This is a genomic window from Pseudorhodobacter wandonensis, assembly GCF_001202035.1.
Lineage (GTDB): Bacteria > Pseudomonadota > Alphaproteobacteria > Rhodobacterales > Rhodobacteraceae > Pseudorhodobacter > Pseudorhodobacter wandonensis.
The window spans coordinates 396222-411488 of record NZ_LGHT01000025.1; the positions used below are offsets into that span (position 1 = coordinate 396222).

Annotated in this window: 18 protein-coding genes and 1 pseudogene; all 19 read right to left on the bottom strand. The window is 59.4% G+C overall.

Annotated elements, in window-relative coordinates; all coding sequences use genetic code 11:
• Positions 1-37: 37 nt before the first annotated feature.
• The 19 genes and pseudogenes from cysE to AKU79_RS06040 all read right to left on the bottom strand — a co-directional run bounded on the left by cysE (position 38) and on the right by AKU79_RS06040 (position 15179).
• Complete coding sequence (cysE, locus tag AKU79_RS05950) at positions 38-847, bottom strand: serine O-acetyltransferase (RefSeq protein ID WP_050522633.1); 810 nt, start codon at positions 845-847, stop codon at positions 38-40.
• A gap of 45 nt (positions 848-892) precedes the next feature.
• Positions 893-1218 (bottom strand): annotated as a pseudogene (locus tag AKU79_RS20055) (DUF7742 family protein).
• Positions 1219-1232: 14 nt separating this feature from the next.
• Positions 1233-5138: a baseplate multidomain protein megatron gene (locus AKU79_RS05960; protein WP_050522635.1), complete on the bottom strand. Its 3906-nt coding sequence runs from the start codon at positions 5136-5138 to the stop codon at positions 1233-1235.
• Positions 5139-5585 carry an NlpC/P60 family protein gene (locus AKU79_RS05965; RefSeq protein ID WP_050522636.1) on the bottom strand — a complete coding sequence of 149 codons (447 nt, stop codon included), beginning with the start codon at positions 5583-5585 and terminating at the stop codon, positions 5139-5141.
• On the bottom strand, positions 5582-6469 hold the full coding sequence (locus tag AKU79_RS05970; protein ID WP_050522637.1) for a DUF2163 domain-containing protein: 888 nt from the start codon (positions 6467-6469) through the stop codon (positions 5582-5584). Before AKU79_RS05970 ends, AKU79_RS05965 begins: the two co-directional genes overlap by 4 nt.
• Positions 6469-7101: a DUF2460 domain-containing protein gene (locus tag AKU79_RS05975; RefSeq protein WP_050522638.1), complete on the bottom strand. Its 633-nt coding sequence runs from the start codon at positions 7099-7101 to the stop codon at positions 6469-6471. The genes AKU79_RS05970 and AKU79_RS05975 overlap by 1 nt, the downstream gene beginning before the upstream one ends.
• 9 nt (positions 7102-7110) lie before the next feature.
• Entirely contained in the window at positions 7111-7764 is a 654-nt protein-coding gene (locus AKU79_RS05980) for a phage tail tape measure protein (protein ID WP_050522639.1), read from the bottom strand.
• Complete coding sequence (locus AKU79_RS05985; protein WP_050522640.1) at positions 7757-7960, bottom strand: rcc01693 family protein; 204 nt, start codon at positions 7958-7960, stop codon at positions 7757-7759. The genes AKU79_RS05980 and AKU79_RS05985 overlap by 8 nt, the downstream gene beginning before the upstream one ends.
• Positions 7957-8277 (bottom strand): gene transfer agent family protein, encoded by a 321-nt coding sequence (locus AKU79_RS05990; protein WP_050522768.1) that lies wholly within the window; start codon positions 8275-8277, stop codon positions 7957-7959. Before AKU79_RS05990 ends, AKU79_RS05985 begins: the two co-directional genes overlap by 4 nt.
• Before the next feature lie 11 nt (positions 8278-8288).
• Positions 8289-8702, bottom strand: a complete 414-nt coding sequence (locus AKU79_RS05995; protein WP_050522641.1) for a phage major tail protein, TP901-1 family — start codon at positions 8700-8702, stop codon at positions 8289-8291.
• Between the two features lie 48 nt (positions 8703-8750).
• Positions 8751-9149: a DUF3168 domain-containing protein gene (locus tag AKU79_RS06000; RefSeq protein ID WP_050522642.1), complete on the bottom strand. Its 399-nt coding sequence runs from the start codon at positions 9147-9149 to the stop codon at positions 8751-8753.
• Positions 9146-9484: a head-tail adaptor protein gene (locus tag AKU79_RS06005; protein ID WP_050522643.1), complete on the bottom strand. Its 339-nt coding sequence runs from the start codon at positions 9482-9484 to the stop codon at positions 9146-9148. The genes AKU79_RS06000 and AKU79_RS06005 overlap by 4 nt, the downstream gene beginning before the upstream one ends.
• Positions 9481-10080 (bottom strand): head-tail connector protein, encoded by a 600-nt coding sequence (locus AKU79_RS06010; protein WP_050522644.1) that lies wholly within the window; start codon positions 10078-10080, stop codon positions 9481-9483. The genes AKU79_RS06005 and AKU79_RS06010 overlap by 4 nt, the downstream gene beginning before the upstream one ends.
• Before the next feature lie 168 nt (positions 10081-10248).
• Complete coding sequence (locus tag AKU79_RS06015; protein WP_050522769.1) at positions 10249-11457, bottom strand: phage major capsid protein; 1209 nt, start codon at positions 11455-11457, stop codon at positions 10249-10251.
• Between the two features lie 36 nt (positions 11458-11493).
• Positions 11494-12054: an HK97 family phage prohead protease gene (locus AKU79_RS06020; protein ID WP_408002835.1), complete on the bottom strand. Its 561-nt coding sequence runs from the start codon at positions 12052-12054 to the stop codon at positions 11494-11496.
• A 4-nt stretch (positions 12055-12058) separates the two neighbouring features.
• Positions 12059-12307, bottom strand: a complete 249-nt coding sequence (locus AKU79_RS06025) for a GTA head formation protein, RCAP_rcc01685 family (RefSeq protein WP_050522645.1) — start codon at positions 12305-12307, stop codon at positions 12059-12061.
• Complete coding sequence (locus AKU79_RS06030; RefSeq protein ID WP_050522646.1) at positions 12304-13476, bottom strand: phage portal protein; 1173 nt, start codon at positions 13474-13476, stop codon at positions 12304-12306. Before AKU79_RS06030 ends, AKU79_RS06025 begins: the two co-directional genes overlap by 4 nt.
• Positions 13477-13561: 85 nt before the next feature.
• Entirely contained in the window at positions 13562-14905 is a 1344-nt protein-coding gene (locus tag AKU79_RS06035) for a DNA-packaging protein (protein WP_197087230.1), read from the bottom strand.
• Positions 14853-15179, bottom strand: coding sequence for a hypothetical protein (locus AKU79_RS06040; RefSeq protein WP_050522647.1), 327 nt, complete (start codon positions 15177-15179; stop codon positions 14853-14855). The genes AKU79_RS06035 and AKU79_RS06040 overlap by 53 nt, the downstream gene beginning before the upstream one ends.
• Between the last annotated feature and the right edge of the window lie 88 nt (positions 15180-15267).

Genomic DNA, 15267 nt, shown 5'->3' on the forward strand with positions numbered 1-15267 from the left:
AAATTGCCCGGCCTTTTTAGTTGAATTGTAAGTTCTTTCAGGCTTCGCGTTCGAACATCTGGTCCATCATCACGGCGGGTTGGTCGCAGCCCGCCTCTCCGACCACTCGGGCAGGCACCCCGGCGACGGTTTTGCAATTTGGAATGTCTTGAAGAACGACCGACCCCGCCGCGATTCGGCAGCAATTCCCGACCCGGATATTCCCAAGAATTTTGGCCCCTGCACCAATCAATACGCCGTTGCCGATTTTCGGATGGCGGTCGCCATCTTCCTTGCCTGTCCCGCCAAGCGTTACGGAATGCAGCATCGAAACATTGTCACCAACAACAGCCGTTTCGCCAATCACGATTGAATGGGCGTGGTCGATCATCAAGCCACGGCCGAGTTTTGCCGCAGGATGAATGTCGACGCCAAATACCTCGGAAACCCGCATTTGTACAAAATAGGCCAGATCGCGCCGACCTTGTTGCCAAAGCCAGTGGCCAATCCGGTAGGCCTGAACAGCTTGATATCCTTTGAAGAAAAGCAAAGGTTGCAAGTAACGATTGCATGCGGGATCGCGGTCTAGGACAGCGGTAATATCGGCACGCGCATATTGACCAAGCTTTTCATCTGCCGCAAACGCCTCATCCGCTATTTCGCGCAAAATCTGTTCGCTCATCTCGGCAGAAGCCAGCTTTAGCGAAAACCGATAGGCCAACGTACGCTCAAACGACGGGTGATGCAAAATGCTTGAATGGACCAGACCCCCCAAAAGCGGCTCGGCTGCGATGGCTTGCACTGCTTCTTCGCAAACGCGTTGCCACACCGGATCAACCGTTGCGACGCTTTTCTTGTGTTCGGCCATAGCTATGCTCCGTCAGAGGTCTAGGCCTGAGTATAGCGGAAGTTTCTAGCAAAGGTCCATTGCCACACACGCCGAGTTGAGGGCCGCCTGTTCCTTTTTCCAGGAAATCAACGCGTCAATCACCAGACGCAGGCTGTCTAGGTAATCCAGATTGTTTGGAAATGGCTCTGCCTTGGCTGGCAAAACCGAGGCCGACGCAAGCAGGCTGCCGTTGCCCCAAACTGCATGACCCACGCCTGTAGTTTGACAATTTTATCCGCGACATGCGCCCTATAGAGCATCTCATCAGCTGCCCGCCTTTGGTTTTGCGGCGGCACGTTTTGCAAGGATCGTGCCGCCGCAATAATATCCCCCATTAAAACTTGGCGCATTTTACCCGACCGGATCAAAGATCAATGCTGCTGAACGGGCCCGGCCCAAACCGATCCGAGAGTTGCGCCACCGAGATCTTCACAGCGCCTGCGGCTGCATCGGCTTGCTGAGCGCTGCTGGAATAGGTCCAGTTGCTGACAGTCGTCTGTACCTCGCGAACCAGATTTCCCGCCGCGAAAACCCGCACAAGATACTGCTCTTGCGCCTCGGCCAAAGGTACTTCTACGGATTCCCAGCTATCGCCATCAACCCGCGTGCGCCGCAGCCATGATACCTCTCGGTCACCATTTGACGCTGTCTTTGCCTTCAATTGCGCGGGCGCATAAGGTCGCAGCCCAATCCCTGAAAACGCCTCGACCAAATGCACGACATTGGGATCATCCACACCGCGACCCGCCGCGCCAATGCGGTAGTTGCGTGCCAACCCCCTTGCCGATTGCGCGACGTCGATTTGTTGCAAGGCGGTGTTCAAAAGAACAACCAAACTGCCGGCCGGCCAATTGTCGGGTTGAACCCCGTCAGTGCCCAGTTGGCCCCGCAAGCGGAGGCTGAGGTCATAGACACCCGGCGCAACCAATTGGGCATCGGCGAACTGAAAAACCTCCCAATTGTCTGGACTGCCATCACCGATCGCCATCGCATTCGCACCGTTCAACACCTCCAACTCATCTGCTGACGACAACGTCCCATAACTCAACTTAACCCTTAGCGCATCGCCCCGATCCCACAGCCCCGGCTTGGCTGCAGCAAGGTGTGTTTGGGTAACGCCCAATGTAGATGGGCGCGATATCAATCGGTTAAGGCTATAGCCCGCATCCTGAACGGCACTCCACACGGCAACCGATTGCGGCCAAGGCTGCGCAGCAACAGCAATATGTGGCGCGTTATCAACCTCGTCTCCGGTCAAAAGCGGTAGGTCAAGAAACACCGGAAAGACAGGAACAGGGGCCACAAACTGGTTGATCTGCCGGCGTTCATCGGCCGCGTCCGAGGACTTATAGATCGACCGTTCGATCCGCACCGCCTCAACAAGGGCCGCGTTGGTTTGCTCTATCCGGTCTATGCGGTACTGCGTACCTGCAAGATCAACTACATCGCCCGCCCCCAAATGCGCCAGCGATCGAGGCAAGACAAAACGCGCAGTGTCACGCGCTACCCGCGCCTCGGAAAGCCAACGCTCGGCAATACTGCGCCCGTCTGCATCTGTCAGCGCCAGCGCAAGCTCACTTTGCGATACGCCAAAGCTTTCTTCATCGGGAAAAATTGCCTCAACCTGCCGAACCCCGAAATCTGCCTCAGCCTCCACAAAATTCAGCCGTACCCGCCCTGCCGTTTCCGCTTCGGGGTTGCGCGTTGCCTCTAACACACCGTCCAGATCGTCGGCTTCGACCAGATGCTCACTGTTCAGGATGTTTGGCTGTTTGACGCCACGCATCTGAAAAACCAACACGCCCGCGCGCTCAACAGCTTCAAAGGCATAGGCAAGCATCAAAGGCTGTAATGCGGCCCGCGCGGTTCCAACACCTTCGGGCATATACCCGCGAACCACGCCATACAAACCTGAAACGTCAATATGTTTCAGGCCCGAACGTTCGCAAATCTCGGCTACGACCAGCGACAGCGGCTGGTTCGCGCTGCGTCCTGTCAGCCAATGCCCGCGCGCATAATTTCCACCATCAGCCCAAAGCTCTTGGTTGTTTGGAAAGTGTGGAAATGGCCGCGCATCCCATGCCCAAACATGCGCGCGTTCCATATCCAGCATAGGCGCACCATACAGGTTTGAGACAGGGTTGTTTTCGGGCTTGGCCCAGGTCAATGCCATCGCACGCAAATATTGCATCTGCATCGTATCATCACGACGACCATTCGAATATTTTGCCAAACTTGACTCGGATGATTTCGGATCAAGAAACTTGTTGGGCTGGTTGGCCCCTTTGTCTATTGCCGCGCATCCATACTCGGTAAAACGGATAGGTTTTGATTGCGGCACCCAGCCCGTCGCCACTTGCTGACGCACCCCATTGATGCGCTCATAGTGGTCATTCAACCACCAACTTTTCAAATCCTTGTAGCGAAACACCCATGGCTCATCATACGCGCCATCCTCAATGGGCAGACGGCGTTGTGCAGCCTCACCTTCGGGGCTGTCATAATACCAATCAAACCCTTCACCACCCAAGACGTTGCCGCCCAGATAGTCGAGGTCATAGATGGTGTCATACGCAGCATCGGCATGGTCATCACCGTCGCGCCAATCTGAAAGTGGCATGTAATTGTCGATACCAATGAAATCGATATTCGGGTCAGCCCAAAGCGGGTCCAGATGAAAATAGACATTTCCACCAGTCTGATAGCCGAAATATTCGGTCCAATCCGCGGCATAAGTGATTTTTGTCCCCGGCCCCAAAATGCTGCGCACATCCGCGGCAAGCTGGCGCAAGGCAGCAACCGCAGGAAAGCTGTCTGCCGCCCCCCGGATTTGCGTTAAACCCCGCATTTCTGACCCGATGCAAAACGCATCCACACCGCCCGCAAGCACGCATAAATGTGCATAATGCAGCACAAAACGCCGATACCCCCATTCATTCGGGCCGGAATAGCTGACTTTTTTGCCGGTGGTCGAGAAATCCGCTGCCGCTGCCGTTCCAAAAAACGCGGCAACCTCTGCCGCTGCGGCGGCGGTGCCATCCGGGCTCATATCGCGGCCCGGCGCAGAAGACAGGGTAATTCTGCCGCGCCATGGCAATTTGGGTTGCGTCGCTGCCTCCGAGTACGGATCCGGCAACATGTTCCCATCCATCTGATCCATCAGAATAAACGGATAGAACATGACCTCTTGGCCACCACTGCGCACAGCCTTGATCGCCTCGATGACCGAAGCATCCGATGGTGTCCCGCCATAGATTGACCGCCCGGCCACTTTGGCAATCACAGGTGCCGACGCGCGCGCAATCCCTCCGGCGCGCCACGCCATAGCCATTGCATCCTGCGCTGTTTGCTCGACCTTTGGCCTGACGGTACATTCAGAACACCGCAGATCACTGCCAAACCAAGACACGATCAGCGATACAGATTTCACATGCGGCAGCTCTCCTCTCAACTGTCCGAGAGAGGTCAAGAAATCGCTCTTACCCGAGGCCGAATGCACATTTGCACTGCGGCTTAGGCCGGGGCCGTCATTGTAGTGCAAGGCCGTCGCGGCCAGCGCATACTCGCCCGTCCCTGGCATCATTGCTACAGCTTTTACCGCACGCGTCAAATCGGTCGTGGTGGCCGCATATTGGCCCTGCGCTGACCTAACCACTTCAAAACTCATTTGCGGCAAACGGTTGCCATAGGCCGCCAGATCAAGATCCTCGATCACCACATAGGCAATTCCGCGATAGCTTGGCGCATTGCCAGCCCCTTCAACCGCTGCAATTTTGGGGTCAGGCTGCTGGTTTTCGGTGCCGCGATATACACGCAGATTGATCGTATCAGGATTAATTTCCGCCCCATCTGCCCAGACACGGCCAATGGTTGAAATCTCACCCTCACATAATGCGACGGCAAAACTGACAGTGTAGGTATAGCTGGTAACAGTGGTGGCGCTGGTCTTGGGCGCACCTTTTCCGCCGCCACTACTTTGCGTGGTCGAGGTTTCCTCAAAGCGCGTGGCCCAAATGATATGCCCCGACGTACGCATGCGCCCATAGATTTGCGGCACGGATGCACCCTCAGACGCGCCCGCAAGCCGGAACCGTTCAACGCGGCCGGTTTCCACAGCCTCCGAGCCGGACCCAAGCAGACGCTGGTCAATAACCCTACCCAATGTTGCCCCGACAGCACGGCCAATAACAGCCCCCGACAGGCCCAAAACCGTGCCGCCAAACCCCGCCCCGGCGGCAGCCCCCACAGCTGAAAGCAAAATAGTGGCCATTCACAGCACTCCTTGTGGAATTTCAAACCGCGCAATCACGCGTCGCGCCCACGGCTCGGACAGTGGGCTTTCAATAACGCCATGCCCCGTATAGGCATGGATAAAACTGGGATCGGGGCCAGTCATGCCCACAATCCCGATATGTTTGGCAACACTGCCCTGGCGCATCCGAAACAACAGCACATCACCCGGCGCCTCATGCCCCGCCATGACAGGCCGCAACCATCGAAGCGCCGCGCGCAGCAACACCTCGTCGCGCCCCGGCTCGGCCCAATCGGCGGTATAGGCCGGCACGCGTTCGGGTTCTTGCCCCAACACCGCGCGCCAGACACCGCGCAGCAGGCCCAGACAATCCGTCCCTGCGCCTTGGACGCTGGCTTGATGCACATAGGGCGTGCCGATCCAGCGCCGCGCCTCGGCGACAATACGTTTCTGATGCGGGGTCATCGCACGAGGCTCCCGCCATCGTTTGCTTGCGACGAGATCGGGTAGGATGTCAGCCATTGATCCCCCGGAATATCCGGAAACCCGCGAAAATTCAGAAAGTTGTCAAATTTCAGCCGGCAGGTTTCGCCGCGCTTGTCACAGCCTGCTTCCAGACGAACACTGTCGCCCACACCCAGCTTTGGCCCAATGCTCTGCCACAATTCGACTAAACGCTGGTCGCCAATGATCCGGTCATTCTTGATAATCCCGATCACACCGCTCGCTGCCCCAGAGAGCGCCTTCAGACGGCCTTTTTCAAACCAGCGGTCCTCAAACCCGGACAACCCCGCAAAAACCAGAATGCGATTGTCGGAAATGCTTTCCACGACCAACTCGGTCGAATAGCCCGGCTGCGACAGATCAAACCCACATTTCGCGTCACCCAAAATCGCAGGGCAGCTTCGCTGAAACGCGCGGCCCTGTAGTTGGTTCAGCGTCTCGGTCAACCCGCGCAATTCGGCCTGAAACGCGCCGCCTGCCCGCGTAATCTCGCCTATCGTGCCCCGAAACGTCAAAACACGGCTTTCCGTGTCGGCCCAGTTCACCTCCCAACCCGTTAGCGCTGCGCCATCAAACCGGCCGGCCAGAATGTCGGCCTCGGTGATCGCGAAATCAGACAAAGCCCCGGCAGCCTCGGTATTATCCACCGAAAGCCCCGTGGTTTGTTGCAACGCCCGCGCCGTCAGGCCCGAATTGGCGGTAAAGGTTTTGCCGCCAAACTCAAGGTCAGTGTCATGGTCGGTAAACCCGAACCACACACCATCCTTGCGCAAAATTTCCCAAGCATGGCAAACGGTCGTCGTTCCGGTTGCCAGATGCGCATACAGCCCCTCTGCCCCCACCATCAAACTCTCAGCTCCAATACAGGTACATTCGGCACGCTGCCCGCCCTGAAACTTTCCACCGAGGTCTGGATCTGATCGGTATCAAAACGCACCGGCACGTCAAACTCAAAGCCGGCCGTAACACGCACCCCCGGATCAGGCGGCGTCGGGAACGAAATCTCGCCGCGCGACACATCCACCGAAAATTCCAGCGTTTCCACCTTTGGGTCACCCGCAAGCGCCACCAGAACCGTGCCCAGAACCGGCTTTATAATGGGGCGCACATAGCTCTGCTCGCCCGATTGATAGGTCTTGGACAGTTTGAAAACCAACTGCACGCCATCGCCCAACCCGATCAACTGATCCAGCGCCGAAACCGTTTTCGAGGGCAAGCAGGATTTGTAATCCGACCAATCCTTCCAGCGAAACCCGAATAATTGCCCGCGCCGCGCCTCATAAAACGCGATCAGCGCCTCTACATCATCAAGGCTGCGCAGGCTGACACCCGCATCGTAATGCCTGCGCGAATGGGCCCAAGGCGTGTTGCGTTCTTCAAACCCGTTAGCCAGCGTCACAATCTCGGTGCGCCGCTCAGGCCCACCAACCGAGCCAAAACTAAGATTCGCCGGAAACCGTATTTCATGAAATCCCATTGCCTGCCCTTACCTATTCCGTTGCCCACGCGACAAAGCCCGCGAGGCTTGTGCTGCGATCTGGCTCTGGCTGCGCTGAAACCCCGCCACATCCGGCGAGGAAATATTCATCACCACTGTCACCGCTTGCCCACCGCCTGCGGCTTGCACGCCAAGACGCCCATCCGCGCCCCGCGCCAGGGGCATAATCGCCTCTGGCCCCGCCTCGCCCATCAAGCCCGTACCACCGCGCATCGGAAAATTGGTGGGCGAGGATACAACACCGCCTTTAGCAAAAGGCATCACGCGGCCCTGCGCGAACGCACCACCATTGGCAAAGGGCATCACGCCACTCAGAAGGGAGTTCATGCCATTCGACACCAACCCGCCAAGCGCGCTTTGCACAGGCTTCATTGCTACCGAATAGACCGTGTCAATCATCGTCTGCGCGACACCACTCAGGGCATCTGACAGCTTCATGCCGTCAAAAACCAACCCGTCAAAGGCCCGCCGCAACCCGCCACCAATGCTGTTTGACAGCGTGTTCACCTCGCGCCCTGTAAAAACAAGGCTTTCGCGCATCCGCGACAGCTCGCCCTCAAACGCGCCAACCATGCCGCCCGCACCGTCAAGCGATACCTCAAGCGCAGCAATCTGGTCTTCCAATCCGGATATATCAGCCATCTTTCGGCCCCCTTTTCACATCTGGAAAAGCGCGCGCCAAATCCTCAAGGCGCGCGCGGGTCAATGGGGCAGCACCGGCCTGCGCACCCAGCTTGATGCGCAATTCTACCGGCGTCAGGCGCCAGAACGCATCGGGCTGCATGCCCAAACCGTGCAGGCCCACCTGCATAAGCCCTACCCAATCGATCCCTGTCATGTCTCACCCGGCGTTGCGAAAGCCCGCGCCAGCAGTTCCGCCGCGCAGCGCGCTGCCTCGACCGGCCCGCCGCCAATATCGACCGTGCGCAAATCCGCCGCCGTGCCTTGCCAGCCACCACCGCGCAAGCCAGCGACCAACAGCGCCAGCACATCGCGCGTCGAAAACCGGCCCGCCTCAAACCGCTCGACCAATTCGATCAGCGATCCGGTTTCCAGCACCGCCTCCAACTCGGCCAGCGCCCCCAGCGTCAGCTTGGCCACATGGCGCGTGCCATCCAGCACGACCGCCACCTCTCCTGCCCAAGGGTTCGCCATCCCCACCACCATCAAAGCGCCGTGAACGTCAAAGCCCCGGCCGAGGCCATCGTCATCTCATAGGTCGCCTCGCCATTATGGTTGCCCGAATATTCAATTGACGACAGCTGAAACGGCCCCTCAACCACGCCAAAACTAGGGATAATCACCTGAAAAGACGGAATTTCCGCGTCAAAGAAAATCTGCCGCGCGCGCTCATCTGTACTGGCATCGCGAAACACGCCCGACCCCGAGATCGATGCCGTTTTCACCCCCGCACCTGCAAGCAGCTCACGCCAACCACCGGTGCTTTCAAGGCTCGTCACATCGACCGTTTCGGCGTTAAAGCTGATGCGCGAGGCCCGCAATCCCGCAATCGTCTCAAAGCTTCCGTCACCGACCATATCCAGTTTGATCAACAAATCCTTGCCGTTTTGAACAGCCATCGCACATCTCCATTATTAAAACATCACCTTGCCCCAGCGGGCATCGGCCTAGTCTTCAACCCGCGCCCGAAAGCTCAGATCGATCCGGCGCGTCAACCCGTTGTCCAACCGCACCGCTTTGGCCTTCAGAAACCGCAGGCCCACCAGATTTCCACGTGCCAGCGCCAGCGGCGCATCAACCAACGCGTCAGAAACCGCTACCGCCACATCCTTGGCCGCCTGAAACCCCGCCGCGTCTGAAATTACCGCCACGGTCAGCCGATGCTCGGCCCCGCCGCCGGTTTTATCCGACTGGTCAAACACCTCTTCGGGCCCGATCAGCACAAACGTCCCAGTGCCACCGCCCGATGGCACCGCATCCAGCACCGCCACACCCGCAAGTGCTGCCGCCGCTGTCAATCGCCCGTAAATCGCGGCCTGAAGCGCCGCCGCTGCACCGTAACTCATGCCGGCACCTCCTCTCGGACAAAGCAGACCAGATAGCGGCCACTGTCATCGCGTTCGGTCACGGCCAGAATGCTGAAAATCCGCATGTTCTCTCGAAACCGCTGCCCCACGACAGGCCGCGACGCAGCCCCCTGCGCTGCACCTCGCACTGTGATCCGGTAAGGTACAGTTGACAGAACCACCTCTTCGCCCGAGGTATCACGCCCCGTGCCGGGCAAAACCTCGGCCCAGAGCGTGCCAATCGCCGCCCAGCTCAGGGCAATCCCGCCCATGCCATCCACCGTTTCAACCGGTGCCTCCAACACCAGCGCGCGTGACAGGTTGACGCCTTTCATACGCCCGCCCCCCCCAGCACGCGCACCGTGCGCCAGCGTTCAATCAACGTGACCACGCCAAAGGGCAGCCCTGCATCGCCGCTCATCCCGCCATCATGTCGGCGCTCGTAATATGCGGCGGCCAGCATCAGAACCGCTTGCGCCAGATCGGCAGGCACATCGGCCCATGCGGGGCCAAAACCTGCAAGAAACGTCACCTCAACCGCCCCGCCCATCGGCACTAGCGGCAGCATGAACCCTTGGGGTTGCAGTTTGGGCCGGTGCATATCATGTACCAAACGGTACAAAGACGCGGGCACAACCTCGGCGCCACCTTCACTGTCGAACAGTGATATCTGGCTGATACTGCGCACTGGCGCTACCGGCAGTGCTTGCCCGCATCCACGCCACCCCCCTAGCCGCCATGAAAAGCTACGTTCGATCAATATCTTACCGATGCGCCCTTCAATCGCGGCCATCGCGGCCCGCAGATAGCTTTCGACCAATCCGTCCTGCATCCCGTCATCGGCAAACCCGGTGCCAAGCCGCAGATGGTTTTTCAACGCCTGCACGGGCAAGGCCTGCGTGGGAACCGTTGTTTGCTCGATCAACATCATCTCTAAATCTCCGATAATTCCGCCCAAAACCGTCAGCCAAAACTTGGGCGCACACCCCGCATCGCTCGATCGGGAGGGAGCAGCTAGACGACCCGGGTCAGGGTCGAACCCAAGTGCGCGCCCAAAACCCGACCCCCGTTTAAAGGGTCGGGTCTTCGCAATCGCCGTTTAGGACACAGCGAATTTAAGCAGCTTGATCGCCGCAAAGTCGGAAACATCGCCGCCCACACGCTTGGTCGCATAGAACAGAACATGCGGTTTCGCGCTAAAGGGGTCGCGCATCACCCGCAGATCAGGGCGCTCGGCAATGGTGTAGCCATTGGTAAAGTCACCAAAGGCAACCGCATAGGCATTTGCCGCAATATCGGGCATGTCTTCGGCAATCAGCACCGGATACCCCATCAGCCGCGCAGGCTCACCCGCGGCCAATCCATCCGACCAAAGGAAGCGGCCATCGGCATCCTTCATCTTGCGCACGGCGCCCGCTGTTTTCGAATTCATCACAAAGGACGCATTGGCGCGGTAGGTCGCATTCAGCGCGTAGACCAGATCAACAATCGCATCCACAGGGTTGCTCGCCGCAAAATCGCCGGCCTCACCGGTCGCGATATACCCCAGATTACCCCAGGTCCAAACACCCTCAGCCACGGCTGTATGGTTCAGGAACCCACGCGGCTTGTCGACACCATTGCCCGCCACAAAGGACGCAGCCTCGGCCCGCATGAACTTGTCGGCAATTCGACCCGCAAGCCAGCCTTCTACGTCAAACGCCGCATCGTCCAACAAACGCTGGCTGGCCTTCGGCATCGCCGACAGCTCATGCAGCGGAATGGAAATGCGCTCAATCGTCGGCGTGCCGGTTTCCACCTGCGGGCCGCTTTCGGTTGCCCAGCCCGACCCTACATCTGTATGGTCAATCAGCACGTCAAACGATGTCGCCTCAACCTGCACCACATTCGCAATCGCCCGAATGGACGAGGTCGATTTCAGGCTCGACCGAATGGTATCTGCCGTCTGCGGGTCGACCAAGTAGCCACCTTCGGCATTGACGGCGGTGTTCAACCCCTTGCCTTCCAGCACAAGGCCGCGCAACCCGTCGTCATCTCCCGAACGCAAATAGGCGTCAAAGGCTTTCATATGGGGCACTTCCACATCCGCATGGGCGGAAAGCGCCGGGCGGCGTTGGGTCATCGATTTGCGATCAAGCATGGTCATACGCTCTTCCTGTTGTTGCAACGCTGTCTTCACTTCGGCCTGAAAGCCGCTGAATTCTTTTAAAAATCCGGCCATTGCGGATTTCACTTCCGCACCCGGATTGGGGGCCATAGCGTGGGCCTCAGGGTATGCTTCCCCGGCCCGAGCCTTTACCTCGGTCATCATCTTTTCCTTTTTGGGTTTCAGTCGTGAAAGCCGCTAACGCGCGGCCAAGTCCCGGCGCGCATCTTCAAAGATCTGCGCCACACTGTGCCAGATGTCGGTAAGCGCATCGCCCTTTGCCGCCACCCGTGCCTCGGCAAGCATCGGGAATGTCACCAGCGACACCTCCCAAAGCTCCAGTTCCGACAAAAGCCTCTGGCCTTTGCCATCCTTTTCGGCCCGCAAGGTGCGGTAACCGATAGAAAGCCCGTCAATCGCGCCCGCAGCCAGCAGTGCCGCCGCCTCGCGCCCCTTTTCCACATCGGTCAGAATGCGGCCTTTGACATACAGGCCCGTGCTATCCTCGCGCACCTCATCCCACACGCCGATGGGCTGTTGCGGGTCATGCTGCCACAGCATTTTCACCCGCCGATTGGACGCCGCAAGCGCCTTCAGGCTGGCCGCATAGGCGCCCTTTTGCACCACGTCGCCGCCCTGATCGCGCTTGCCAAACAGGCTGGCATAGCCCTCAATCAGGCGTCCGTCTGTCACCATCAACCCCGCCTCGGGGGCATGAAACTTGCGCTCGGGCGCGCCGTGATTATCCATATATCCCATAATCTTACCTCATTGCCGCATTCAGTACAGCCTCGGCCCCTTGCGCCAGCAAAAAGGCCGCAACCCCGTAAACGCCAAGCCAGATCCGCCGCTCCAGCCGGTCCAGCGTGCCCTCTATCTGGCCCAATCGGTATTCCAGCCCCGACCAGCGTTCCTCGGCCACCCGCTCGTTTGCATCTATCCGCGCTTGTGCCGCATCAAAGCTGTCGTACAAATAGCGCGAGCCTCCGGCCTCTTTGCCGCGCAAGCTCATTCATCTGCCAAAGCAGGCAGGCCCAAAATCGCCCGCTTTTCGGCCTGCGTCAGAAAATCCGCAGCCCCCACACGCGCCCATTGCTGGTCACGCTCAGTCGCGAGTGCATGCACCTGGTCCAGATCGGGCTTCAACTCGACCTCTTCGCCGCTAAACCCCGACAACCAATGCGACAGGTTCGCCACAACCTTGGTTACCAAAGGCAGCACCGTCAGCCGGAAAAACGCGCGGTTGGCCTCTTGGTAATTTGCATAGGTCGCATCGCCCGGAATCCCCATCAGCATCGGAGGCACGCCAAAGGCAATCGCGATTTCCCGCGCCGCCGCCTCTTTGGTTTTCTGGAATTCCATATCCGACGGGCTAAACCCCATCGGCTTCCAGTCAAGACCCCCTTCCAGCAGCATCGGCCGCCCCGCATTGCGCGCGCCTTGGTGGTGCGAGGCCATCTCGTTCAGCAGCCGGTCATACTGGTCATTCGACAGCTGCGATTGCCCGTCCACGCCTTTGTACACAATCGCCCCACTTGGCCTTGCCGCATTATCCAGCAACGCCTTCGACCAGTGTGAGGCCGAAACATGCACATCCAGCGCCACCGCCGCCGCCTGCATCGGCGAAAACCCGTAATGGTCATCTTGCGGGTGGAAATTGCGGATATGGCAAATCGGGTTCAACCCCGTCGTCATATCAAACCGGTGCTTGCGGTTGCCAACCGTATAGTCATAGGCCACCGGCCAGCCATCCGCCCCCGGTATCACGCTCATCCGGTCCGAGCGCAGCACATGCAGCTCGGCTGGCAACTCCGCAGCCCCTTGCACCGCCTCCAGATAGGCATTCCCCGACAGCAACAACTGCCCGTAAAGCGCCTCCAGCAACTCGGCCCGTCCCTGCATCGGGTTCGGGCGGCGCAGCAGGCCCAGCAGCGGATGCACGTCAAACCGTCGCTCGCAATCTTGCAAAACCAACGGCATCGAGGCCGCCGTTTCTGCAATCAGCTTGACCGCGCGAAACCCGATCGGGTTGCCCAGAAACCCCGTCTTGGTCAGGCTAACCGTGTCTCGCGGGCTCCATGCTACGCGGCCGGTGCCATGGTAGTTGATCACCGGCCCCGTGGCCGACGCCTTTTGTTCCGGCACCGCAATCGCGCTGCGTTTCAGGAAATCGAAAACCATTTGGGTCAGCTCCTTTTGTCTTTGTCCGGCGGCATCCCTGCCCCCTCGGCTTGACATCAATCTGATCTGAATTGATTAAAATGCGTTAAAGCGGGCGCACGGTGGGGCGTTGCCACTTGGCTGACGCATCCAGGATCAAATCCGTCAGCGCCCAAACCAGCGCATCCACACGGTCAGGGCTGCCTTTGCCCTGATACCCCGTAGCCGTCATCTGGCACATCTGGTCCTCCAGCTTGCCCAAGTTCGGCAAATGCAGCACGCGCCCCTGCTCATACAGCGCCGCCACAGGCTCGGCCCGCAAGGTTTTGCCGCGTGTCGCCCGCACCGCACGGTATGCCACCAACGGGTCAATCTGGCGCATGATGCTTTCCACCATGTCCCCCCCTTGGTTCACCTCGGCCACCACACGGTCAGCCCCGTGCCGCGTTGACGCGGCAATCACCGCCCGCGCCCATGTATCGGGTGACGCGGCCTTGACACTCGCATCCTCCAGCACATAGGCCCGCCAGGTTTGCGGCGGCCCCTCGGTTACGGCCCCCACCACCAATATCCCACACTCATCCGATCCCGCGTGCCCCGTCACCGGCGGGTCCACGGCCACCACAATGCGCGACAGCGCAGGCGCACGCGCAACCCGCCCCACCTCTAGCGCCGCAAGCGTCCACATCGCGCCCTCGGCCTCTTCCAGCAACACACCTTCGATTTCCTGTCGCCCCAGCGCCGTACCGGCATAGCGGCGCTCAACCTCTTCAAGGAAAGACGCCGCCAGATTGGCGCGGTTGGCCTGCGTCGGCGCGTGGGTCGAAACGGTTGACGGGTTCTTCAGCACCGCTTTCAAAACCTCGACATTCTTGGGCGTCGTCGTCACCACCTGCTGCGGATGGTCCCCCAAACGCAGCGCGAATTGCAGCATGTCCCATGTGTTCTGCGCATTCGGCCATTTCGCCAACTCGTCCACCCAAGCCGCATCAAACTGTGGCCCCCGCAACTTCTCAGGATTGCTGGCCGAATAAACCCGCGCCTCGGCCCCATTGGCCCAGACCAACCGCTCGCGCCCCGCTTCCCATTTCGGGCGCCTGTCAGGCGGCGAACAGGCCAAAATCCCGCTCTCACCAAAGATCATCACATCCCGAACCTGATCGACGGTCTCACCCACCAGCGCCACACAACGCGCGCGCCCCAAATCCTGCGGCAGCGGCCCCTCCACCTGTGCGCGCACCCATTCGGCCCCGGCGCGGGTTTTCCCCGCCCCGCGCCCCCCCATAATCACCCAGCTTTTCCACGCCCCCTCCGGCGGCAACTGATGCGGCAAGGCCCAGAATTCAAACAACCACGGCAAGGCCAGCAACGCATTGTCACTTAGCCCCGCCAAAAACTCATTCACCCCCTCCGGCGTCGCGGAGGCGAGCCAGCCTGCGCCCGATTTCATCGCGCGCGGCGTCAAGGTCGAGGATTTCTTCCCCGATAACACATGCGGTATCTTTGCGGAGTTTCTCAATTTTTGTCCTTTCATCCATCACCAGTTGGAATGCAGCCTTCAAATCACGCGCCGCTTGCAAGGCCGCTTTGGCATCGCCCGCCTCGCCCGATTTCGCAGCCTTCACGGCCCGTGCCAGCCCCAAACCTGCATCGCGGAACATCTCTTCCGTGGCCTCCAGCAATTCTGCCAGCTGCCCGTCTAGCCCAAGGAAATTCACTGTCATTGATCTTATGCCCATGCCTCTCGCTGCCCGAACGAGAGAATTGAAAAAGCGGCACTGGGGTCACCCCCAAGCCGCTTGCCCAATTCTT

What these genes read in the sequence shown, in the direction of transcription:
- cysE (WP_050522633.1), bottom strand. Translation starts at nt 847, where the DNA reads ATGGCCGAACACAAGAAAAGCGTCGCAACGGTTGATCCGGTGTGGCAA.
- AKU79_RS05960 (WP_050522635.1), bottom strand. Translation starts at nt 5,138, where the DNA reads ATGGCCACTATTTTGCTTTCAGCTGTGGGGGCTGCCGCCGGGGCGGGG.
- AKU79_RS05965 (WP_050522636.1), bottom strand. Translation starts at nt 5,585, where the DNA reads ATGACCCCGCATCAGAAACGTATTGTCGCCGAGGCGCGGCGCTGGATC.
- AKU79_RS05970 (WP_050522637.1), bottom strand. Translation starts at nt 6,469, where the DNA reads ATGGTGGGGGCAGAGGGGCTGTATGCGCATCTGGCAACCGGAACGACG.
- AKU79_RS05975 (WP_050522638.1), bottom strand. Translation starts at nt 7,101, where the DNA reads ATGGGATTTCATGAAATACGGTTTCCGGCGAATCTTAGTTTTGGCTCG.
- AKU79_RS05980 (WP_050522639.1), bottom strand. Translation starts at nt 7,764, where the DNA reads ATGGCTGATATATCCGGATTGGAAGACCAGATTGCTGCGCTTGAGGTA.
- AKU79_RS05985 (WP_050522640.1), bottom strand. Translation starts at nt 7,960, where the DNA reads ATGACAGGGATCGATTGGGTAGGGCTTATGCAGGTGGGCCTGCACGGT.
- AKU79_RS05990 (WP_050522768.1), bottom strand. Translation starts at nt 8,277, where the DNA reads ATGGCGAACCCTTGGGCAGGAGAGGTGGCGGTCGTGCTGGATGGCACG.
- AKU79_RS05995 (WP_050522641.1), bottom strand. Translation starts at nt 8,702, where the DNA reads ATGGCTGTTCAAAACGGCAAGGATTTGTTGATCAAACTGGATATGGTC.
- AKU79_RS06000 (WP_050522642.1), bottom strand. Translation starts at nt 9,149, where the DNA reads ATGAGTTACGGTGCAGCGGCGGCGCTTCAGGCCGCGATTTACGGGCGA.
- AKU79_RS06005 (WP_050522643.1), bottom strand. Translation starts at nt 9,484, where the DNA reads ATGAAAGGCGTCAACCTGTCACGCGCGCTGGTGTTGGAGGCACCGGTT.
- AKU79_RS06010 (WP_050522644.1), bottom strand. Translation starts at nt 10,080, where the DNA reads ATGATGTTGATCGAGCAAACAACGGTTCCCACGCAGGCCTTGCCCGTG.
- AKU79_RS06015 (WP_050522769.1), bottom strand. Translation starts at nt 11,457, where the DNA reads ATGACCGAGGTAAAGGCTCGGGCCGGGGAAGCATACCCTGAGGCCCAC.
- AKU79_RS06020 (WP_408002835.1), bottom strand. Translation starts at nt 12,054, where the DNA reads ATGGGATATATGGATAATCACGGCGCGCCCGAGCGCAAGTTTCATGCC.
- AKU79_RS06025 (WP_050522645.1), bottom strand. Translation starts at nt 12,307, where the DNA reads ATGAGCTTGCGCGGCAAAGAGGCCGGAGGCTCGCGCTATTTGTACGAC.
- AKU79_RS06030 (WP_050522646.1), bottom strand. Translation starts at nt 13,476, where the DNA reads ATGGTTTTCGATTTCCTGAAACGCAGCGCGATTGCGGTGCCGGAACAA.
- AKU79_RS06035 (WP_197087230.1), bottom strand. Translation starts at nt 14,905, where the DNA reads ATGAAATCGGGCGCAGGCTGGCTCGCCTCCGCGACGCCGGAGGGGGTG.
- AKU79_RS06040 (WP_050522647.1), bottom strand. Translation starts at nt 15,179, where the DNA reads ATGACAGTGAATTTCCTTGGGCTAGACGGGCAGCTGGCAGAATTGCTG.